Annotated in this window: 20 protein-coding genes; 14 read left to right on the forward strand and 6 right to left on the reverse strand. The window is 59.2% G+C overall.

Annotated elements, in window-relative coordinates; genetic code table 11:
• Positions 1-67 precede the first annotated feature (67 nt).
• Positions 68-2185 carry a mechanosensitive ion channel family protein gene (locus ACA067_RS29495; RefSeq protein ID WP_497459658.1) on the reverse strand — a complete coding sequence of 706 codons (2118 nt, stop codon included), beginning with the start codon at positions 2183-2185 and terminating at the stop codon, positions 68-70.
• Between the two features lie 317 nt (positions 2186-2502).
• On the opposite strand from ACA067_RS29495, the gene ACA067_RS29500 reads away from it, so the two are divergent.
• The 5 genes from ACA067_RS29500 (at position 2503) to ACA067_RS29520 (ending at position 7914) form a co-directional block, all read left to right on the forward strand.
• Positions 2503-3714, forward strand: coding sequence for an MFS transporter (locus tag ACA067_RS29500; protein ID WP_497459659.1), 1212 nt, complete (start codon positions 2503-2505; stop codon positions 3712-3714).
• A gap of 213 nt (positions 3715-3927) precedes the next feature.
• Complete coding sequence (locus ACA067_RS29505; RefSeq protein ID WP_497459660.1) at positions 3928-4854, forward strand: DUF72 domain-containing protein; 927 nt, start codon at positions 3928-3930, stop codon at positions 4852-4854.
• Positions 4851-5648, forward strand: a complete 798-nt coding sequence (locus ACA067_RS29510; RefSeq protein WP_497459661.1) for an endonuclease/exonuclease/phosphatase family protein — start codon at positions 4851-4853, stop codon at positions 5646-5648. Before ACA067_RS29505 ends, ACA067_RS29510 begins: the two co-directional genes overlap by 4 nt.
• On the forward strand, positions 5645-6928 hold the full coding sequence (gene clsB, locus ACA067_RS29515; RefSeq protein ID WP_497459662.1) for a cardiolipin synthase ClsB: 1284 nt from the start codon (positions 5645-5647) through the stop codon (positions 6926-6928). The genes ACA067_RS29510 and clsB overlap by 4 nt, the downstream gene beginning before the upstream one ends.
• The gene (locus ACA067_RS29520) at positions 6928-7914 is read left to right on the forward strand and encodes a lysylphosphatidylglycerol synthase domain-containing protein (protein WP_497459663.1); all 987 of its coding nucleotides are present in this window, start codon (positions 6928-6930) and stop codon (positions 7912-7914) included. Before clsB ends, ACA067_RS29520 begins: the two co-directional genes overlap by 1 nt.
• 140 nt (positions 7915-8054) lie before the next feature.
• Here the strand turns inward: ACA067_RS29520 and ACA067_RS29525 are convergent, their stop codons facing one another.
• The 3 genes from ACA067_RS29525 to ACA067_RS29535 all read right to left on the reverse strand — a co-directional run bounded on the left by ACA067_RS29525 (position 8055) and on the right by ACA067_RS29535 (position 11193).
• On the reverse strand, positions 8055-8813 hold the full coding sequence (locus ACA067_RS29525; protein ID WP_497459664.1) for an alpha/beta hydrolase family protein: 759 nt from the start codon (positions 8811-8813) through the stop codon (positions 8055-8057).
• Positions 8803-9912 carry a DUF3182 family protein gene (locus ACA067_RS29530; RefSeq protein WP_497459665.1) on the reverse strand — a complete coding sequence of 370 codons (1110 nt, stop codon included), beginning with the start codon at positions 9910-9912 and terminating at the stop codon, positions 8803-8805. Before ACA067_RS29530 ends, ACA067_RS29525 begins: the two co-directional genes overlap by 11 nt.
• Positions 9913-10200: 288 nt before the next feature.
• Positions 10201-11193 (reverse strand): GlxA family transcriptional regulator, encoded by a 993-nt coding sequence (locus ACA067_RS29535; protein WP_497459666.1) that lies wholly within the window; start codon positions 11191-11193, stop codon positions 10201-10203.
• A gap of 102 nt (positions 11194-11295) precedes the next feature.
• Between ACA067_RS29535 and ACA067_RS29540 the strand changes: the two genes are divergently transcribed.
• From ACA067_RS29540 to ACA067_RS29580, 9 genes are all read left to right on the forward strand, one after another.
• Positions 11296-11850: a cysteine hydrolase family protein gene (locus tag ACA067_RS29540; RefSeq protein WP_497459667.1), complete on the forward strand. Its 555-nt coding sequence runs from the start codon at positions 11296-11298 to the stop codon at positions 11848-11850.
• Positions 11851-12115: 265 nt separating this feature from the next.
• Positions 12116-12697, forward strand: coding sequence for a YjfI family protein (locus ACA067_RS29545; protein ID WP_497459668.1), 582 nt, complete (start codon positions 12116-12118; stop codon positions 12695-12697).
• Between the two features lie 16 nt (positions 12698-12713).
• A complete protein-coding gene (locus tag ACA067_RS29550; protein ID WP_497459669.1) occupies positions 12714-13412 on the forward strand; it encodes a PspA/IM30 family protein in 699 nt (232 codons plus the stop codon).
• A gap of 169 nt (positions 13413-13581) precedes the next feature.
• A complete protein-coding gene (locus ACA067_RS29555; protein ID WP_497459670.1) occupies positions 13582-14145 on the forward strand; it encodes a rhomboid family intramembrane serine protease in 564 nt (187 codons plus the stop codon).
• Positions 14146-14196: 51 nt separating this feature from the next.
• Positions 14197-14871: a DUF2491 family protein gene (locus tag ACA067_RS29560; RefSeq protein ID WP_497459671.1), complete on the forward strand. Its 675-nt coding sequence runs from the start codon at positions 14197-14199 to the stop codon at positions 14869-14871.
• Positions 14872-14886: 15 nt separating this feature from the next.
• Positions 14887-15315, forward strand: coding sequence for a DUF350 domain-containing protein (locus ACA067_RS29565; protein ID WP_497459672.1), 429 nt, complete (start codon positions 14887-14889; stop codon positions 15313-15315).
• Between the two features lie 18 nt (positions 15316-15333).
• Positions 15334-16062, forward strand: coding sequence for a DUF1190 domain-containing protein (locus ACA067_RS29570; protein WP_497459673.1), 729 nt, complete (start codon positions 15334-15336; stop codon positions 16060-16062).
• 12 nt (positions 16063-16074) lie between these two features.
• Positions 16075-17232, forward strand: coding sequence for a glutathionylspermidine synthase family protein (locus ACA067_RS29575; protein ID WP_497459674.1), 1158 nt, complete (start codon positions 16075-16077; stop codon positions 17230-17232).
• A 155-nt stretch (positions 17233-17387) separates the two neighbouring features.
• Positions 17388-19598 carry an OsmC domain/YcaO domain-containing protein gene (locus tag ACA067_RS29580; protein WP_497459675.1) on the forward strand — a complete coding sequence of 737 codons (2211 nt, stop codon included), beginning with the start codon at positions 17388-17390 and terminating at the stop codon, positions 19596-19598.
• Positions 19599-19671: 73 nt separating this feature from the next.
• Here ACA067_RS29580 and ACA067_RS29585 read toward each other — a convergent pair whose 3' ends face one another.
• Together ACA067_RS29585 and ACA067_RS29590 are read right to left on the reverse strand one after the other, a co-directional pair.
• Positions 19672-20202, reverse strand: a complete 531-nt coding sequence (locus ACA067_RS29585) for a single-stranded DNA-binding protein (RefSeq protein WP_008145505.1) — start codon at positions 20200-20202, stop codon at positions 19672-19674.
• Positions 20203-20211: 9 nt separating this feature from the next.
• Positions 20212-21609 carry an MFS transporter gene (locus tag ACA067_RS29590; RefSeq protein WP_497459676.1) on the reverse strand — a complete coding sequence of 466 codons (1398 nt, stop codon included), beginning with the start codon at positions 21607-21609 and terminating at the stop codon, positions 20212-20214.
• Positions 21610-21747 lie beyond the last annotated feature (138 nt).

A 21747-nucleotide genomic window follows, 5' to 3' on the forward strand; every position in this document is an offset into this window, starting at 1 on the left:
CCTGCAAACAACAGAAAACCTGTGGGAGCGAGCTTGCTCGCGATGAGGTCAGCAGCAGCAACACAAATCATTGGGTCCGCGGCTGATCCGGCAACAACACCGACGAATGCTCCACCATCGCCCCCTCATCCTCCGGCTCATGCACCTGCCGCCCGGGCATCAAAACCTGCTGTGGATAAGTCTGCGCGAAATGCACCCATGGGCTGTTATCCACAAGCTTTTTCAACCGCTGATTGAACGCCCGGCTCACCGCATATTGCCCGCCCGATACGGTACGGAACTGCGCCGTCAGCACCACGCCGTTGAGGTCCATCTTGTCGACGCCGAATACATCCAGCGGCCCTTGCAGGTTGTACTTGAGGAACGCATCGTCACGGATCGACTCACCCGCCTCGCGGATCAGTTCGATGGCCTTGTCCACGTCAGTGTCGTAGGTGAACTGCACAGAGAAAAACGCATAAGCGAATTGTCTCGATTGGTTGGTCACCGCCTTGATCTGGCCGAACGGCACCGAGTGCACGAACCCCTTGCCGTCACGCAGACGCAACGTGCGGATGGTCAGGCCTTCGACTGTCCCCGCATGGCCGGAATCGAGCACCACCCAGTCGCCGATCGACAAGGTGTCTTCAATGATGATGAACAGCCCGGTGATGACGTCCTGCACCAGTTGCTGCGAGCCGAAACCGATGGCCAGGCCGACCACCCCGGCACCGGCCAGCAGCGGCGCGACATTGATGCCCAAGTTGGCCATGGTGGTGATCGCACAGATCACCACCAGGATGATTTTGATCGCGTTGCGCAGCAGCGGCAGGATGGTTTTGACTCGCGTACTGGGCTGCGCCGCGCGTTTGTTGACCGGCGGTTTCAGCGCTTCCTGGATCGCCGTATCGAGCACCACCCAGAGCAGCCAGGTGACCAGAAAGATAAGCCCGATGCTGCTCAACGAATCGCTGATCGCCCGGCCCACCGAGTTGCGCTCGGCGAATTCGAACAGCGACACGCCCCAGATCCGCCCGAGTATTTCAATGAAAGCTACGGCCATGACGATCCGCGACAAGGCGTGCAGCAGGCTGAGAAATCGCTCCTTGTAGGCGCTGCTGCGCTTGAGCGCTTCGGCCTGGCTCGACTTGAACATGTGCTGGAAGATCGTACTGAGAAATACCGTGGCAATCAGCAAAATGGTGGTGAACAGCGCACAGCGCAGCGCCTTTTGATTGTCCTCGCCGACGCCGATCAGGTTGATCGCCGAGACCATGACCATCAGCAGAATCGGCCAATACCAGAGCCCGGAAAAAATCCGCAGCGATTCCTGCAGCGAAGGCTGTTTGATGCGTTGGGCCAGCGGTCGATTGCGGATCAGGTGCGCCACCGGACGACGCAGGCGGATCACCAGCAAACCGAAGATGATCGAGGCGAACAGACCGGTAAACACCGCAATGCTGCTGGTGATGTTGCCACCCAGTTGCCGGGCGATTTGCGGGCTGGTCAAGGCGTCGCTGAGCGCTGCGAGGAAGCCGATGAGGAACAGGGGCTTGGGGCAGTAATCGCGAATGAGCTGCACCGCCGTGCGCTTGTGCCCGGTGTTGAACATGACAATCACGCAGAGCAGCATCGAGGTGGAGAAAATGCCGCTGCTGGTGGCGTAGGCGAAGCACAACGCCAGGGCGCGACCCACCGAGGCTGGCAGGAAGTGGCTGACATAGAGCGTCAAAGGCAGGCAGATCACGGCAGGCAAGGTGTAAGGCAGCAAATAGATGAGCAAGTCCTGGCTACGTTGGCGGGTACGCAGCCAGCGCCCCTGGTTCAGGCGTTTGGCGAGAATCCCACCGAGTACGGTGAGCAAGGCAAAGACGCCGAGCCAGACCCCGGACAACATCAGAAAATCACCCGCCACGCTCCAGCCTGAGCGACTCGAGGGCCGATTGACCAGTTTGTCCACTTCATCCACCGCCCGATCGGCCCGCAGGCGCCAGGCGTCGACCAGGTTTTCGTTGAGGTCGAGCTTGTCCTGAACGTCGTCGATGCTGGAGCTGATGGCCCCGAGCAGACCGCCCTGTACCAGTGGCTCGGGCTTTGCGGCTTCCTCGGCGACACCAGGAACACCCGGCAGTGTGGCGGCTTCCAGCTCGTTGCTACCCAGAATCAGCAACGCCCCCAGTAGTATCGCGGTCTTGAGTTTGAGCAAAACGCGGAGCTCCTTGAAAAGGGTCTGTAAGAAACTGATTGGCAAATGGCGGTCAAGTTCACACACCGCATTGTAGGAGCCGGCTTGCTGGCGATGAGGCCCTTGAGTGTTGTGGTGTAGTTGAGACCGCCTTCGCTGGCAAGCCAGCTCCTACACAAGCCAGCGCATCCCCAAGCCAGCGCCTATAAGGGACCGGTGATCCCGTTGGGGCGATCTTTGCGCACAGCTCAAATATCAAATGCCCATCCCTCTATTTTTCCGCACAACCGAAACCCCGACACTGCGCTCCATCAAACAAATCCACCGGAGTTGCAGCCATGCCCATTGCCTTGCTCGCGCTGACCCTCAGCGCCTTCGCCATCGGGACGACCGAGTTCGTCATCGTTGGCTTGTTACCCACTATAGGCGCCGATCTCGGCGTCAGCCTGCCGTCCGCCGGGCTGCTGGTCAGCCTCTATGCCCTGGGTGTCGCCATCGGCGCCCCGGTATTGACTGCCCTCACCGGTAAAGTCCCGCGCAAATTGCTGCTGTTGTCGCTGATGGTGCTGTTCACCCTCGGCAACCTGCTGGCGTGGCAAGCACCGAGCTACGAATCGCTGATCATTGCGCGGATCGTCACCGGTCTGGCCCATGGGGTGTTTTTCTCGATCGGTTCGACCATCGCCACCAGCCTGGTGCCAAAGGAAAAAGCCGCCAGCGCTATCGCCATCATGTTCACCGGCCTGACCGTGGCGCTCGTCACTGGCGTGCCGCTGGGGACATTCATCGGCCAGCATTTCGGCTGGCGTGAAACCTTCCTCGCCGTGTCCGCGTTGGGTGTGATCGCCTTTATCGGCAGCCTGCTCTATGTGCCGAAGAACATCACCCACAGCAAACCGGCCTCGCTGCTGGAGCAATTGCAGGTACTCAAGCAACCACGCTTGCTGCTGGTGTACGCCATGACCGCGGTCGGCTACGGCGGATCGTTCATCGCGTTTACCTTCCTGGCCCCGATTCTTCAGGACATTTCCGGCTTCAGCGCCGGCACCGTCAGCCTGGTGTTGCTGGTTTACGGCATTTCGGTGGCGGTCGGTAATATCTGGGGCGGCAAACTGGCGGACAAACGTGGCCCGATCAGTGCCCTGAAAATCATTTTCGCCCTGCTCGCCGCGGTGCTGTTCGTACTGACCTTTACCGCTGGCAACCCATGGCTGGCCCTGGCTACCGTGCTGGTCTGGGGAGCAGTCGCGTTCGGTAACGTGCCGGGCCTGCAGGTTTATGTAGTGCGTCAGGCCGAACACCACACCCCGAATGCAGTGGACGTGGCTTCCGGTCTGAACATCGCAGCGTTCAACCTCGGCATTGCCGGTGGCGCCTGGGGCGGTGGATTGATCGTCGCTCATCTGGGCTTGATCCATACCGCGTGGATTGGCGGGCTGGTGGTGCTGGTGGCGCTGGCGCTGACTGCGTGGAGTGGTCGTCTTGATCGCCTCGGTCCGGTGTATGTGCAACCCGCTGAAGGCGCCACCCGCGTAGTCACCGGCCACTGATCAACCCCTGTGGGAGCGAGCTTGCTCGCGATGATGGCGGCACATTCAACAGGGATGTGACTGATGGACCGCTATCGCGAGCAAGCTCGCTCCCACTTAGAGCGTTGGTGTTCTTCAGAGTCTGTACCGTCCGTAATTCCGTCGAACTTTATCGCTCACCCCGCAGTCATCAAAAGACAGGGGCAGTCCGAGGACCATTAGACGGGAGGCGACATGGCGGCGATTCACATTGGTATTTCAGGTTGGCGGTACACCCCCTGGCGGGGGGATTTCTACCCGAAGGGCCTGGCCCAGAAGCGCGAATTGCAATTCGCGTCGCGGGCCGTCAACAGTATCGAAATCAATGGATCGTTCTACGCTCTGCAACGTCCCGAACGTTACGCGCAGTGGTACGCCGAAACTCCGACGGAGTTCGTGTTCAGCGTCAAAGCCCCACGTTTCATCACTCACATCAAACGTTTGCGTGACATCCACACACCCCTGGCGAACTTCTTCGCCTCCGGGGTGCTGGAACTCAAGGACAAACTCGGTCCGATCCTCTGGCAATTCCCGCCCAACTTCAAATTCAATGCCGAACTGTTCGAAACCTTTTTGCAACAATTGCCGCACGACACCGAACAGGCCGCCACCTTCGCCCATCAGCATGATTCGCACGTGCAGGGTCACGCCAGCATGAAGGCTTACAAGAAAAAGCCTTTGCGCCATGCCGTAGAAATTCGTCATGAAAGCTTTATCGACCCGGCTTTCGTCCGTCTGCTGAAACGCTACAACACCGCCTTGGTCATCGCCGATACCGCGGGTAAATGGCCATACCGCGAAGACATCACCAGCGACTTCGTCTACCTGCGCCTGCACGGTGCCGAGGCACTTTACGCCAGCGGCTACACGCCACAAGCGCTGAAACGCTGGGGCGACCGCATCGAGGCCTGGCACCACGGCAAGCAACCCGGCGACCCGCAATTGATCGCGCCAAAGCAAAAGCCCAAGGTGCGCAAATCCCGCGAGGTGTTCTGCTATTTCGACAATGACATCAAAGTCCGCGCGCCCTTCGATGCACGTAGCCTTCTGCAGCGCTTGCATCTCGACAAAAACCTCGCCACTGCCCCCGGCGAGCCTGCCGCCGAAGGAGTGTTGCCATGAATACTTCCGAGCAGCTCAGCCCCTCAGATGATCAGCCACAAACGATTGCCTCGGTACGCCGTTTCACCGTGCTGACGGTCAACACCCACAAGGGGTTCACCGCCTTGAACCGGCGCTTCATCCTTCCGGAATTGCGCGAAGCGGTGCGTAGCGTGTCTGCCGACGTGGTGTTTTTGCAGGAAGTTCACGGCACCCACGAGCATCATCCGGCGCGTTACAGCGACTGGCCGCAGATGCCGCAGTACGAATTCCTCGCCGACACCCTGTGGCCGCAGTTCGCCTATGGACGCAACGCGGTCTACCCGGCGGGCGATCACGGCAATGCGCTGCTGTCGAAATTCCAGATCATTCGCCATGACAATCTCGACGTGTCCATCAGCGGTCATGAGAACCGGGGCATCCTGCACTGCGTGCTGCGCCTGCCCGGCGACGGCCAGGAAGTGCATGCCATTTGCGTCCATCTGGGCCTGCGCGAAAGCCACCGTAATGAACAGCTCAAGCTATTGATCAGCCGTCTTGCAGAGTTGCCGGCCGATGCCCCGGTGGTAGTCGCCGGTGACTTCAATGACTGGCGCCAGCGCGCCGACGCGCTGCTCAAGCCCTGTGGTCTGCGAGAAGTGTTCGCCGAACACCACGGCAAACCGGCGCGCAGTTTCCCGGCACGTCTGCCGGCGTTGCGCCTGGACCGCATCTACGTGCGCAACCTCAAGGCCAGCCGTCCGCAAGTGCTGGCGGCGCGTCCCTGGTCCCACCTTTCCGATCACGCACCGCTGTCGGTGGAGATCGAGCTATGAGCAGTCCTTCGATGGAAAAAACCAGCGTGGAACACCTGTCCACCACCCCGCCCGTCCGTGAGCCCGGCATACTCGACATCGAATACGGTTGGCAGGGCAATAATCGCGTGGTACTGCTGGAAAACGGCGAAGCGTACTTTCCCCGGGTGTTCGAGGTCATGCGCCAGGCCAAGAGCGAAATCCTCCTGGAAACCTTCATCGTGTTCGAGGACAAGGTCGGCGATGAGCTGCAGCAAGTGCTGATCGATGCCGCTAAACGCGGCGTGCGGGTCACCGCCAGTCTCGATGGTTTTGGCTGCGGCGAACTGAGCACCGCCTTTCTCGCGGCGTTGAGCGAGGCCGGCGTGCGTATCCAGATATTCGACCCTGCGCCCAAGCACTTCGGCATTCGCACCAACTGGTTCCGCCGCCTGCATCGCAAGATAGTGGTCGTGGACGGCACGGTCGCGTTCATCGGCGGGATCAACTTTTCCGCCGACCATCTGGCCGACTTCGGCCCCGAGGCCAAACAGGATTATTCGGTGGAAGTGCAAGGGCCGGCAGTGACCGACATCCACCACTTCGCCCTGCTGCAAAGCGGCCGTCCGGCCCGGGCCAAATACTGGTGGCAACGTCGCCGGCAGCGGCGCCAGGAGCTGGCCTTCACCGATCACGACGGTCAGGTGCGCCTGGTGTACCGCGACAATGGCGAACATACGACCGATATCGAAGAGGTTTACCTGCAGGTGCTACGCAGTGCCCAGCGTCGCGTGGTGATCGCCAATGCCTACTTCTTTCCGGGTTATCGCCTGCTGCGCGAGATCCGCAACGCGGCCCGGCGTGGTGTCGAGGTGCGACTGATTCTGCAAGGTCAGCCGGACATGATGGTGGCTAAACTCGCGGCGCGCATGACCTATGACTACCTGCTCAAGTCAGGCGTACAGATTTATGAATATTGCGACCGGCCGCTGCACGGCAAAGTCGCGCTGGTGGATGAGGACTGGAGCACCGTGGGTTCGAGCAACCTCGATCCGTTGAGCCTGTCCATGAATCTGGAGGCCAATGTGTTGATCCGCGATCGCGCCTTCAACCGCGAACTGTCTCAACGCCTCGAGGACCTGAGCAACAACCATTGCAAGGCCATGTCCGTGGACAAGTCACCCCGCGGACGAGTGTGGCACATGACCGTCGGTTTTCTGGTGTTTCACTTCCTGCGGCACTTCCCGGCTTGGGCCGGTTGGCTGCCGGCACACAAGCCGCGCCTGAAACATTTTACCCACACCGCCCGGAGTGACACCTGATGAGCCACTCTGAAACACAACCGGCGACACACGCCGACCACCCGCACAAGTCGCGCTGGAGCCGCTGGAAAAAACCGCTGACGATGCTGTTTTTCCTGGCGCTGATCGTACTGTTCACGATGCTCGCCCAGCGCATCGAATGGGATGAAGTGTTCAACAACCTCACTGATTTCAAGGTGCGCACGCTGATCATCGCCTCCGGGCTGACCCTGGTGAGCTTTCTGGTTTACGCCTGCTTCGACCTGATCGGGCGGACCTATATCCGCCAGGACCTGACCTGGAAGCAGATTCTGCCGGTGGGGATTATCAGCTACGCCTTCAACCTCAACTTGAGCGCCTGGGTCGGCGGCATCGCCATGCGTTATCGCCTGTATTCGCGACTCGGGGTGAGCAAAAGCAACATCGCGAAGATCCTCGGCCTGAGTCTGGCGACCAACTGGTTCGGCTACATGGTCATTGCCGGCGCGGTGTTCACCAGCGGCTTGGTGCGGATGCCGCCAGGCTGGAAGCTGAGCACCGGTGCGTTGCAAGGTGTGGGCGTGTTGTTGCTGATAGTGAGCGCGGGATACCTGGTGGCCTGTCAGTTTTCCCGGCGCCGGGAATGGTCGATCCGCGGGGTGGAAATCAATCTGCCGTCCCTGCGCATGGCGATCTTGCAACTGGCCCTCGGCGCGCTGAACTGGTCGCTGATGGCTGCCGTGATTTTCACCCTGTTGCCGAGCAAACTGGACTATCCGCTGGTGCTTGGGGTGCTGTTGATCAGCGCGATCGCCGGAGTGATCACGCATATTCCTGCCGGGCTTGGGGTGTTGGAGGCGGTTTTCGTCGCGCTGCTGCAACATGAGGCTTCACGGGGGAGTCTGGTGGCAGGATTGCTGGCTTATCGGGCGATCTATTTCATCTTGCCGCTGTTGATTACGGTGGTGATGTATCTGGTGGTGGAGGCCAAGGCCAAGTCGCTGCGGATCTCAAAGAAACCTTCTTGAGCGTTGTGGCGAGACGGATGCCGTCATCGCGAGCAAACTCGCTCCCACAGTTGATCGGTGCTGGTCAAAGATCCTGAGATCGACACAAATCACTGTGGGAGCGAGCTTGCTCGCGATTGATCGCAAAGAACACCACCCGGTCAACTGGATTGAATAATGCTCAACCGCTCACCCACCACCATCTCTGTAATCCAGTCCACCAGGATCGAGGTATACGCCTGTTGCGAAACCGGGTCGCTCAAGGCGTGATCCGATCCGTCGATAATCCGGTGTGTCAGCGAATGCGTCTGTTGACAGGCCGCCCGGTAACTCATGATGGTGGCGTGTGGCACATAGTCATCGGTTTCGGACTCGACCAGCAGCACATCCCCGGTAAATTGCGAACAGGCATGCAACGCTCGATTGCTGTCGGCGCGAACCAGCGTGCTGCGGTAGTCACGCAGGTCGGGCTTGTCCAGGTCACGCTTGGGTGTGTTCCATTGATCGTCGCGATACAGCGCCGGCACTCGCAGCGCCAACCAGCGCACCGGGCGCAACGACGTCAGGATCGACGCCAGATAACCACCATAACTGGTGCCGACCACGGCAATCGCCGAGGTATCGAGCGCTGGATGGGCAAGCAACCGGTCATAAGCCGCCAGCAGGTCGCGCAGGTTGTCCTCACGCGTCACCCGTGTCAGCGGAATACCGGTGCCCCCGGTGTGCCCGCGCAAGTCGAACGTCAGGCACACACACCCCAGGCCGGCAATGCCTTTTGCCCGTTCAAGGTCCCGCTCCTGGCTGCCGCCCCAACCGTGCACGAACAGCACGCCCGGGACTTTTGACTTGGGGCTGAGGAAGGTCCCGGTCATCTGCTCATCGTCGATGTCGATCTGAATGGTTTCGCTTCTAGCCGTCATAGGATTTAACCGTTACGTACTTGAGTAGAAAATCACTGTTCTGCGCCGGCCCCCGGTAGACCTCGATGGCGTCCGCGGGCAGGGGCTGATCGATGTACGTTTCCACCGACGACACGCGAATCGCACGCATCCCCGGATCGTTGACGAAGCTCTGCAAAGCCGCCACTTCGGCACTGCTGGCACCACCCATGCGCCAGGATTGTTCGAGCACGCCACTGCGCCGCTTGCCGTTACTGTCCAGTCCCTGGGCAATGTCGTAGTTGCGCCGCGAGGCGTAGAAACCTGGATAAGATTCATCCGCGGCGCTGTCGAAGACCTGCGCTTGCTGGATCGCCAGCCGCACATCGTCAGGCAGTGCCAACTCAAGCAAGTCGTCATAATAACCCTGCACCACGAGCAGATTGGAGCCTCCATAAACCTGCTCGCCTTGACCGTCTTTGGTCAAGTATTGATCACCGCAGTAACTCAACACCCTGTCGCCGATGAAGCTCTGGCCGACGCTGTGGGTGACGACATTGTCCAGATCCTGCTCCAGCACCACGCCTTCGGTGAACAGCGTTTCGGCATCGGGCCTGGCAAGAATCGCGTCGAACTGGTCGAGGCTCTTGATCACTTCCTGACCGCGTCCGGCGCAGGCATGGATCGGCTTGAGGCGAATCGGACCGGTGTAGAGCAGGTGTTCTGCCGCAGGACGCGCATCGTCCAGGGAAAAAACACTGAGGCCATCAAGCACAACACTGCGCACGCGCTCGGAAAACAGCGACGACCACCCTTGCGGGGCGTGAGCATTTTTGTTGCGCAACCCATGGCTGATGGCTTTGGTGCAGATGAAGTCATGGTCGACGTAACCACCCCACAAATCATCCGGCCCTTTCACGCCCAACTGTAGGGCGGCCGCAGCGCCTACCAGGGTCTGGGTCGGTAACAGATAAAGGTCATGGCCGCGGTGTAATTCAGGGTCGTAACTGCCACCGAATTTAAGCCCGAGAATTTGCGCCAGCCACCGGGCCAGCGCGCGATTGGTTTCGACTTCGTGCAGTGGAGCGTCGGGGCGCACCGAATGGGCGACCACCAGTTTCTTGCGGGTTGCTGGGGTCATGCATCCCCCTTCAATTGGCGCTTGATGAATGTAATTGGAGGGGGTGCAGAGATCAGGCCAAGGACGACTGGCACGAAACGGTTTTTAAATCAGGTAGTTGTGGGAAGATTGATGGCATTTAGCCTGTTTGATTCTGCACGACATTGGTTTCATCTCCTGCATTCTGCACGACTCAAACTGTGGGAGCGAGCTTGCTCGCGATGGGGCCATAACATTCAATATTGATGCTGCCTGACAGACCGCTATCGCGAGCAAGCTCGCTCCCACAAGGGATTTGGGGTGATGCTCTTACCGAGTTGCTGCAGTCGGAGACACCCCAAACCGCGCCCGGTAATCACTCGGCGCCAACCCGGTAATCTTTTTGAACATCGCCCGAAACGCACCTGGATCCTGATACCCGACGGTCCAGGCGATGTGATCGATAGTGCCGTTGGTGAACTCAAGCATTTCCCGAGCCTTGCCGACCCGCAGATGCTGGCAGTACTCGGTGGGTTTCAAGCCCGTCGCCGCGCGAAATCGGCGCAGGAAGGTGCGCTCTTCCAGCCCTCCCCGCTCGGCCATCGCCGTCAGCGACACATCGGTCGCGCCAGTGCTTTGCAGCCAATGCTGAACCTTGAGTATCGACGCATCGCCATGACTGAGAATCGGTGAAAAATTGCTGCCGCACTCGCTCGCGCTGTCGCTGTGTTCCACCACCAGGAAACGCGCGGTGCTGGTGGCGATGCTCGGCCCGAGCAGACGGTCTACAAGACGCAAACCCAGTTCGGACCAGGCCATCAAGCCAGCAGTCGTAATCAAATCGCCGTCATCGACGATGGGCGTATCGGCCTTGAGTCTGATCGCCGGATAACGCTCGGCGAAAGTCTTGGCCGAGGTCCAGTGGGTGGTGGCGCTGCGACCATCGAGCAGGCCGCTTTCGGCCAACAGAATCGAGCCCACGCAGACGCCGCCCAGGATCGCGCCATTGGCATGTTGCTGACGAAGCCAACGAATCAACGCCTGTGGTGCCTGGTCTTCGGAAAAACCGGCGATCGATGGGGGTATCAACACCGCAACCAATGCGCTGTCCAGGACGGGATGGCTGTCATAGACCCGCTCGGGCACCTGCTCGCCATCGACCTGCCAATGGCTGACCCGCAGCTGCGGCAACCGCGCACTCTGGTGCTCGGCGGCAATCCGGTTCGCCACGGCGAACAAGTCCGTCAGCCCGTGCACCGCCGCCATCTGAGCGCCGGGATAGATCAGCACACCCAGTTCGACGATTGCCCTTTCTGCGTCCATTGTCAGTTTTCCCCCTTCTATTGTCGGTGCGGCCAATCCTCGCACGGCCTGCCAGACCCGATACTCCATTCCACACCCACACACACTTCAAAGGAAACAGTCATGACCCGACAAGCACTCATCGTAGTCGATATCCAGAATGACTACTTCCCCCAAGGCAAGTGGCCGCTGGTCGGCGCCGATGCCGCGGCGGACAACGCTGTACGCTTGATCAAAGCCTTCCGTGACGCCGGTGACCCGGTGGTACACATCCGCCACGAATTCACCTCCGACGACGCGCCGTTCTTCACGCCCGGCTCCGAAGGCGCGAAGCTGCACCCCAAAGTCCTCAACCGCGCCGACGAGCCGGTCGTGCTCAAGCACTTCGTCAATTCGTTCCGCGAAACCGAACTCAAATCGATCCTCGACGAGCAAGACATCGAGGCGCTGGTAGTGGTCGGCAGCATGAGCCACATGTGCGTTGACGGCATCACCCGCGCCGCGGCCGACATGGGTTACACCGTCACGGTGATTCACGACGCCTGTGCCTCCCGCGATCTGGAGTTCAACGGTCTTACCGTTCCGGCAGCCCACGTGCACGCGGCCTTCATGTCGGCCCTGGGCTTTGCCTATGCCAGCGTGGTGTCCACCGACGAGTTCCTGGCGGCCAGCGACTAAAACGCCCTCAAAACCAAAAGGCCAGTAGCGCTCGCACGTTGCTGGCCTTTTTTATGCGCCGCATGCCTGTCATAAAATCTCACGCGTGAGTTGTTGAGGGCTGCAAAAATTGCCTGTAGTGTTTTGACGCGTGAGTGTTCACAACGAGGTCAGCACCATGAAAAGCAGCTCTCCATCAGATCCGCCTGACGGGTCTGTAACGGATTCAGCGAGCCGAAAGGGAGAGCGCTCGAAACCCTCCGCGAAAAAACCGTCGAGTTTTTACATGAAGCAGATGCGCGCGGGCCTGGGTGCCGCCGGTTATGTGAAACACGAGACTTGGGTGCTTCCCGAAAACCGAAGCCTGCTCAAGCAGATGGAGAAACAGCTACGCCAACCGATTCGGGCTGGCTCATTCATGTCGGAGAATTACATGAGCGCAGGTAACAACTGGAACATCGATCGCCTTTACAGCGCCCTTCAAGCCCTGGACGAAGTGGTCTCGAGCGACATCACCCTCTCCCTCGTTCAAGGCTCCGAGTCCAGCATCAAGCTGGCAATGAACGACTTCGGTGGCTTGCCGATTTACATCGCAGTGGTGGGCGATCAGATCATCGTGGATACCGTTCTGGTTGATGTCGAGTCGATCAAAGACGTGCCGGCCTTCAATGATGCCGTGCTGCGCAGCCGGGAAATGTTCCCGCTGTCGTCGATCGGTATCGAATCCATGCCCAACGGGCAGGTCGTTTACAACATGTTCGGCGCGCTGAGCTCCGACTCGAGCCTGACCAACGTCGTGACCGAGGTCAAAACCCTCGTCGACAACGTCCAGCGCGCCAGCGAAGCCTTTGAACGTTTCTTCAATTAATTTTCGGGAATATCCAATGACTCAGTCCATCTGGAGCAAATTGTTCACCGCGCTGCGTGGCGGTGCCAACGAAGCCGGTGAGGCCATCGCCGACCAACAGGCGCTGCGCATCCTCGACCAGGAAATTCGCGATGCTGACAGCGCCCTGGCCAACGCCAAGCGCGAGCTGGTCACCATCATGGCCAAGCACAAACTGTCGGCCGACCGCGTCAGCGAGCACAACGCCAAGATCAAGGACCTGGAATCCAAAGCCATGGCCGCGATTCAGGCCAACCGCGAAGACCTGGCATTGGAAGTGGCCGAAGCCATTTCGACCCTGACCAGCGAACTGGAGGTCGAGCAAAAGCAGGCCACCGAATTCGGCGGTTATGCAGACAACATGCGCAAAGACATCACCAAGGCCGAAAGCCGCATCAAAAGCCTGCGCCAGCAAGTGGACATGGCCAAGGCGCGCGAAAGCGTACAGAAAGCCCAGGTCAGTGCTTCGATCGCCAGTGGCGGCGCCAACGGCAAGCTGGAAACCGCCGTCGGTACGCTGAACCGTCTGCAGGCCAAGCAGCAACAACGCGCTGCTGAGCTGCAAGCCCAGGACCAACTGGCCGATGCCTCCACCGGCACCGACCTGGAGCGCAAACTGCGCGAAGCCGGCATCACCCCGGACACCGGCAGCGCCAACGCGATTCTTGAGCGCCTGAAGCAAAAATCGGCGGAGTAATCGACTCAGGTACCGGATGCATAACCTGTGGGATCGAGCCTGCTCGCGAAGAGGGAGTGTCTGTTGACATCAATGTTGCCTGACAAACCGCTTTCGTCGGAACGCCGCCCGGAGCAGGCTTGCTCCCACAATGGATTGTGTTTCAGTTTTCGTCGAGTCGAGGTCAAGGATGGATGCCCTGAAGGGTTTCAAGACAATCGCAGGGCTGGCCATTTTCATGCTTGCGCTGCAGCTGTTCAATGTGGCGACCGGCTACAGCCTCATCGCCCTCGGCCTGGTGCCGAGAACGCTGCACGGCCTCGGCGGCATCATCACTTCTCCCTTTTTGCACGCGTCCTTCGCGCACCTGAGCGCCAACCTGATTCCCTTTCTGATTCTCGGCACTCTGGTCATGATCGACGGGCTCAAGCGGTTCGTAGTCGTCAGCGCGATCATTATTCTGCTGGGGGGCGCGCTGGTCTGGCTGTTCGGTTTTTCCGGCGTGCACATTGGCGCCAGCGGCTGGGTATTCGGGCTGTGGGCGTACCTCCTGTCTCGCGCCTGGTTCCACCGGAGCTGGGGCAACCTGACCATCGCCAGTATCGTGGCGCTGCTGTATGGCGGCCTGGTTTTTGGCTTTTTTCCGCGTCAGGGCGTTTCCTTCGAAGGGCATCTGTTTGGTGCGTTCGCCGGATTCATAGCGGCCAAAGTGCTTTTATCTGCGTCGAACAGCAGGTTAAATGCCGTCCGATAATCGCATTCGAACGCGCCAGGCTCGCCTCCACTCGCCTCAAGGAAATCTCCAATGGGATGGTTTAAACAGCTGATGGGGCTTGAGGCCCCGAAAGCGAATACAGAATCGAAATGGACAGCCAACGAAACCCTGCCGGTCACCGGCCCGCTGGGCCTGGCAATGGGCAAGGGCGTGATGTTCGACAGCACCCTGAGATTGCTGCTCGACGAAAAAACCACGGTGGTCATCCCGGACTCCCAACAGATCTGGAGCGCAGGCACCATTGACCTCGGGCAGTCGACCTGGCTGTCGCGCTATTACATGAACGACGAAGACTACTGGCTGCAAGTGCACACCACCGGCGACATCGCCGGCCAGGTCGAGTCGGTGATCCTGTTCAATTACCTCAGTTACGTCACCATCGGCAGCGAAGCCGAGCTGCGTCGGCTGGCCGGCCCTCAAAGCCTGATCGGGCTGCCGACCTACACCCACAACGGCGTCGAATACACCCGCGAATGGGGCACCGAGAACGGTCAGACGGAACTGGTGGCGCTGAGCGAACGCCTGAGCAATCCGGATGAGTCCTACAGCATCGAGCACCGTTCGATGTTGTATGCCCGCGAAACCGGCCTGACCGAGCGCAGGGAGTTCCTGCTGTTTTCCGTCGAAGAAGACGCCGAGGGCACCATCAGCCTGAGCACTTCGCTGGGGATGTCGCTCTATACCACCGACCTGAGCATTTTTTAAAAAAGGAAGAAGTCCATGCTAGAAGCACTCTCCATTTCCCTGAACAAAGCCGCCGTGCTCGGGTTTGTCTTGTACATCCTGGGTGCCGCGGTGCTGTTTGCGCTGTTCCAGTTCATCTACACCCGAATCACCCCGCACAAAGAGTTCCAACTGATCCGTGCAGGCAACGTGGCGGCCGCGATCGCCCTGGGCGGCGCCATCATTGGTTTCGCGATTCCTGCCAGCAATGTGATCGCCTACTCGATCAGCATTCTGGATTTCGTCGTTTGGGCAGTGATCGCCGCGTTCGTGCAGCTGCTGGCATTCCTGATGACCAGCCTGGTGCTCAAAGGCACTTCTGAACGCATCAAAAAAGGCGAAATCGCGGCGGGCATCTATGTCGCTGCAGTGGCCATCAGCGTCGGCATGTTGAACGCCGCCTGCATGACCCCTTCCCAGAACTGATTGCGCACGGAGCTCCCGATGAAACGAAGCAAGTACGTTCAGCTGTCACTGGCAGCGTCGGTCGCCATGGCGATATCAGGCTGCGGGCCGACTGAAAAAACCTACCCGGTGCAGAAGAAGTACAACTTCCAGTCCGTTCAGCAATGCGCCGATGAAAAGCTTCCGGTGGACGTCTGCTCTGACGCCTATATGGCCGCCATGGCTGAGCATCGCCGCATTGCGCCGGTATACGACAACCAGGCCGATTGCGATGCCGACTTTATCGCCGACTGGTGCCAGCAGGACTCCGCCGGCAAGTTCATCCCCAAGCTCGGAGGCTTCGAACTGACCGCCGATGGCGAGGTGACACAATCCCAAGTGGACGCTGCCAAGGCTCAATTGCCGGCCTCGGAAGCGAACAGTGGCGGTTCGGGATTCTCTGGCACCAGCCTGCTGACCGGCCTGCTGATCGGCAATATGCTGAGCAACAACCGCAACAGCTATTACTCCCAACCGGTGTACCGCTACCGCGATGACCGCGGCAGTTATTCGTCTTCGACGCTCGGCCAGCGGATTGCCAAGGGCTCGACCTTTACCAAATCCAATCAGGCGCGATACGGCAGCAGCAACTATGCCGAATCCATTCGTTCCGCCAGCAAACCGGTTTCCGTTGCCTCGTCCACCTCCCGTGGCGGTTTCGGCAGCAAGGCCAGTGCACGCAGCGGCTGGGGCGGGTCGGGCAAGAGTTTTGGCGGGTCGAGCAGTTAAGGAAACCGTGCCATGAAGAAAATCCTCTGTGCAGAGCGTCATGACTGGAAACAGACCGCCGACAGTCTTGGCTTTCTGTTCCATACCATCGACGACGAACCCTATTGGGACGAGAGCGCGTATTACCGGTTCACGCTCAAGCAGATCGAGAACGACCTCGAAGACCCGACCACCGAGATCCATGAGATGTGCATGGATCTGGTGGCCCGCGTGGTTCAGAGCGAAGAACTGCTGGAGCGCCTGAGCATTCCTGCACCCTTCTACGATATGGTTCGGACTTCATGGCTCGAAGGCCACCCGCACCTGTATGGGCGCATGGACTTCTCGTATAAGGGTATCGGACCGGCGAAACTGCTGGAGCTCAACTACGACACGCCGACCAGCCTGTATGAGGCCGCGGCGTTTCAGTGGGGCTGGCTGGAGCAATGCATCGAACGCGGTTTGCTGCCCAGGCATGCCGACCAGTTCAACAGCATCGACACCAAACTGCATCAGGCCTTTGCTCAGCTGCAACTCAAACACCCCTTCTATTTCGCCTCGATGAAAGACTCGGTCGAAGACAAGGGCACCACCGACTACCTGCGCCTGATCGCAGAGAAAGTCGGCATAGAATCCCGCCACATCGACATCGAAGACATTGGCCTCACCAGTGACGGACGCTTCGTCGATCTTGAAGACCGCTGGATTCCCCACCTGTTCAAGCTGCATGCCTGGGAGTTCATCTTCCACGAGCCCTTTGGTGCAGCGATTGCCCAGAGCGACACGCAGTTTTTCGAGCCGGCCTGGAAATCCATCATCTCCAACAAAGGCATCCTGCCGCTGCTGTGGGAGTTTCACAAAGGTCACCCGAATCTGCTCGCCGCCCACCTGGATACCGACTCGAACAAAGCGGTGCCCAAGGGCTGGGTGCGCAAGCCGTTTTTCTCCCGGGAAGGTGCCAACATCGAGCTGCAAACTGCCGAGGGTCTGATTGTGAAAGAGGACGGACCCTACACAGACGCGCCGTTTATCCTTCAGGAATTTGCGCCACTGCCGCAGTTTGGCGACAGCTACACATTGATCGGCTCCTGGGTGATCGGCGATCAGGCCGCGGGGATTGGTGTGCGTGAGGACAACAGCTTGATTACCAAGGATTCGAGCCGTTTCCTGCCACACCTGATACTCGACTGAACAATTCATCGTTCATGAAAAGGCCGGTGCCGTGCATCGGGCATCAGGCTGAAGCAGGTGTAAACCTGGCTCAGGACCGGACAACTACAAGACTTACAGCTGAAAAGCCGGATAATGGCGGCCAAATCGTCTAGCCGTTATTCTGGTAATCCCCCATGGAAATCAAGGTCAACTTTCTCGACAACCTTCGACTTGAAGCCAAGTTCGATGACTTCACGGTGGTGGCCGATCAACCTATCCGCTACAAGGGCGATGGCTCGGCTCCGGGTCCGTTCGACTACTTCCTGGCTTCGTCGGCGTTGTGTGCGGCGTACTTTGTGAAGTTGTACTGCAGCACGCGCAATATCCCCACCGATAACATCCGCCTGTCGCAGAACAATATTGTTGATCCGGAAAATCGTTACAACCAGATTTTCAAGATCCAGGTCGAGTTGCCGGCGGACATTTCCGACAAGGACCGCCAGGGCATCCTGCGTTCCATCGACCGTTGCACCGTGAAAAAAGTGGTGCAAGCCGGGCCTGAGTTTGTGATCGAAGAGGTGGAAAATCTCGACGCCGATGCTCAGGCGTTGCTGATGCCTGCTTCTAATTCGGCTTCTGAGGCGGGCACTTATATTGCGGGCAAGGATCTGCCGCTGGAGCAAACCATCGCCAATATGTCGGCCATTCTGGCGGACCTGGGCATGAAGATTGAAATCGCCTCGTGGCGCAATATCGTGCCCAATGTGTGGTCGCTGCATATCCGCGATGCGCACTCGCCGATGTGCTTTACCAACGGCAAGGGTGCGACCAAGGAAGGCGCGTTGGCGTCGGCGTTGGGCGAGTTTATCGAGCGACTCAACTGTAACTTCTTCTACAACGATCAGTTCTGGGGCGAAGACATCGCCAACGCAGCGTTTGTGCACTACCCGGATGAACGCTGGTTCAAGCCTGGCCGTAAAGATGCCCTGCCGGCCGAAATTCTCGACGAGTACTGCCTGAAGATTTACAACCGCGACGGCGAACTGCGTGGTTCTCATCTGATCGATACCAACTCCGGCAATGAAGAGCGTGGCATCTGCTCGTTGCCGTACGTGCGCCAGTCGGATGGCGAGGTGGTGTATTTCCCGTCCAACCTGGTGGAAAACCTGTTCCTGAGCAACGGCATGAGTGCCGGTAACACCCTGGCCGAAGCCCAGGTGCAGTGCCTGTCGGAGATCTTCGAGCGCGCGGTAAAACGCGAAATCATCGAAGGCGAATTTGCCCTGCCGGATGTGCCGCCCAACGTGCTGGCGAAGTATCCCGGGATACTGGCCGGTATTCAGGCGCTGGAAGAACAGGGATTCCCCGTGTTGGTGAAAGATGCCTCCCTGGGTGGTGAATTCCCGGTGATGTGCGTCACGCTGATGAACCCGCGTACCGGCGGTGTGTTCGCCTCGTTCGGCGCGCACCCGAGCCTGGAAGTGGCGCTGGAACGCAGCCTGACCGAATTGCTGCAGGGCCGCAGTTTCGAAGGCCTCAACGACTTGCCCCAGCCGACGTTTGAAGGCCATGCGGTGACCGAGCCGAATAACTTCGTCGAACACTTCATCGACTCCAGCGGCGTGGTGTCGTGGCGCTTCTTCAGCTCAAAGTCGGATTACGAGTTCGTGGAGTGGGACTTCTCCGGCCAGGGTGAAAACTCGAATGCCGAGGAAGCCGCAACCTTGTTCGGCATTCTCGAAGGCATGGGCAAGCAAGTGTACATGGCGGTCTACGAACATATCGGCGCGAAGGCCTGCCGCATCCTGGTGCCGGACTATTCGGAAATTTATCCGGTAGACGATCTGATCTGGGATAACACCAACAAAGCGCTGTTCTTCCGCGCCGATATCCTGAACCTGCATCGCCTGGACGAAGACGAACTGCAAGCGCTGGTTGAGCGCCTGGTGGAAAGCGAGCTGGACGACTACACCGACATCACCTCCTTGATCGGCATCGAATTTGACGACAATACCGCCTGGGGTCAGCTGACGATCCTGGAGTTGAAGCTGCTGATTTACCTCGCCTTGCAGCAATATGAAGAGGCGAAAGAAGCGGTGGAAATGTTCCTGCAGTACAACGACAACACGGTTGAGCGTGGCTTGTTCTATCAGGCCATCAACGTGGTGCTGGAGATGAAGCTGGACGAAGACCTGGAATTGGAAGACTACGAGGCCAATTTCCGCCGGATGTTTGGCAACGAGCGGATGGATGCAGCGATCGGATCGGTGGACGGCAGCGTGCGCTTCCATGGCTTGACGCCGACCAGCATGAAACTGGAGGGGCTCGACCGGCACCTGCGGTTGATCGAGAGCTACAAGAAACTGCACTCGGCACGGGCCAATGTGACCGCGTTATCCCGTTAACAGCGCCAACAAAAAAGCGAAGCCAGATTAATGGCTTCGCTTTTTTTGTTTACGGTTCTGAAAGAGCTACGGATCAGAACGGAATATCGTCATCAAAGCTGTCGAAATCCGGAGCCGGTTGCGGAGCAGCCTGCTGTGGAGCCGGAGCCTGACGCGACTGTTGCGGTGCTGCCGACTGCTGCGGACGCGGAGCCTGTTGGCGTGGGGCTGGGGCGGACTGCTGGTAGTTATTGCCCCCGCCTTGTTGATCGCCCTGCTGCGGACGGCCGCCCAGCAGTTGCATGGTGCCTTGCATGTCGACCACGATTTCAGTGGTGTAACGCTTGATACCGTCTTTTTCCCACTCGCGGGTCTGCAGTTTGCCTTCGATGTAGACCTGCGAGCCTTTACGCAGGTATTCGCCGGCGATTTCCGCAACCTTGCCGAACATCGACACACGGTGCCATTCGGTTTTCTCGACCTTCTGACCGGTTTGCTTGTCGGTCCACTGTTCGCTGGTCGCCAGACTTAGGTTAGTCACGGCGTTACCGTTCGGCAGGTAGCGAACTTCGGGATCCTGGCCGCAAGTGCCGACCAATATGACTTTGTTAACCCCACGGGCCATAACGTTCTCCTAGGCTTCGCACGCTGTCGCGGCCGGGTTGTTCACCAGACGCTCGAGGGTGGTGCGATCCAATAGTTCTGTGTCCAATTTGATGTAAATGGCCGCTTCATCCGCGACTATCACTGCATCTGTTACCCCTACGACGGCCATCAGGCGCTCGACCAGACCCGCTTCGCGGATTGCCTCGGGCGACAGCGGCAAGCGCAGGCTCGTGACGTAGGGAGGTTCGCGCATGGTAACAGCAAAGGCCAACCAGAGGGCAGCCAGCCCGGCGCATCCGAGGAAGACAACCGACAAACCGCCATGCTGGTACAGCCAGCCGCCGAGGATCCCGCCCAACGCCGAACCGAGGAACTGGCTGGTGGAATAAACCCCCATCGCCGTGCCCTTGCCGCCCGCCGGTGAAACCTTGCTGATCAGCGATGGCAATGAAGCTTCCAGCAAGTTGAACGCGGTGAAGAACACCACCGTCCCGATCACCAGAGCCCGCAAGCTATCGCCGAACTGCCAGAAGAATAGCTCAGTGAGCATCAGCGTCAGCACCGCGCCCAGTAAAACTCGTTTCATTTTGCGTTTCTTCTCGCCGTAGATAATGAACGGGATCATGGCGAAGAAAGAAATCAGTAGCGCGGTAAGGTACACCCACCAGTGCTGCTCCTTGGGCAGCCCGGCTTTTTCGACCAGGGCCAGGGGCAATGCAACGAAGCTCGACATCAACATCGCGTGCAACACAAAAATGCCCAGGTCCAGGCGCAGCAGGTCCGGGTGCTTGAGCGTCGGCAGCAGCGCCTGACGCGCGACGCCGGACTCGCGATGCTGCAACGGTCCGGTGGAGCGCGGCACCATGAACATCACGATCAGGATGCCGAACAGCGCCATGCCGCCCGTGGCCAGGAACAACCCGGACAGACCGAAGGCGCGCGTCAGTAACGGCCCCACCACCATGGCGACAGCGAACGACAGACCGATGGTCATGCCGATCATGGCCATGGCTTTCGTCCGATGCTGTTCGCGAGTCAGGTCCGACAACAGCGCCATCACCGCCGCTGAAATCGCCCCGGCGCCTTGCAGGATGCGTCCGGCGATCACGCCCCAGATCGAATCGGCATTGGCCGCCAGCACGCTGCCGAGGGCAAAGACGATCAGTCCCAGGTAAATCACCGGTCGGCGGCCGATGCGGTCGGAAATGAAACCGAAAGGAATCTGAAAAATCGCCTGGGTCAGGCCGTAAGCGCCAATCGCCAGCCCGATGAGGGCCGGGGTCGCTCCCGCCAGATCCATGCCATAGGTCGCCAGTACCGGCAACACCATGAACATGCCAAGCATACGGAACGCGAACACCAGGGCCAGACCGCTTGCTGCGCGTGTCTCACTGCCACTCATGCGTTCGCTGTGGGGATCGTGCATGGAAAAACCTCATGTGAACCGGCGGCGATTCTACCAGTCCCATCGATTGACGGGGTATATCGCGACGCTTTGACGCGCTTCGCTGACAGACTCTTCATGTAAGGCAACAATCCGCTCGTTTGATAGTGTGCATCCATC

It is taken from the genome of Pseudomonas sp. LBUM1674, assembly GCF_059695635.1.